1 protein-coding gene is annotated in these 372 nt (G+C 34.4%); it reads left to right on the forward strand.

What is annotated here, in order from left to right; translation table 11 throughout:
* Positions 1 to 121 precede the first annotated feature (121 nt).
* On the forward strand, positions 122 to 268 hold the full coding sequence (locus ACJ5GX_RS04020) for a hypothetical protein (RefSeq protein ID WP_495292728.1): 147 nt from the start codon (positions 122 to 124) through the stop codon (positions 266 to 268).
* Positions 269 to 372: the final 104 nt, after the last annotated feature.

Here is a 372-nt window from a genome sequence, read left to right on the forward strand (position 1 = left end):
GCTTCCCAAGTAACTGATATAGGCGTGATAAATGTATGTATGTAGATACGAGTATTGGATGGTGGCTGCATTATTAGCTAGTAAACTCAAACAAATCGAAGTGAAATAAAAACCAGTGAATATGTTTAAGTTATCAGAACATGAGATTTACAAAATTATGGAAGAGATAGTATATTTCACTCTTTCTAATGACGTTCTTCTTCTTATATCTAGCTATCAAGATTCTAACAAACGTTACAACAGAGCGATATCATGCAGTGTTTTTTAGGTGTGCAGTTAGGTGAGAGGCTGGAGAGTGACATAGGCTACTTTTTATCCCGGAAAAACATATTTTTCCCTTCGGAAAACCGATTAATGTTTAGCAATAGAATA

It is taken from the genome of Wolbachia endosymbiont of Tuta absoluta (assembly GCF_059414725.1).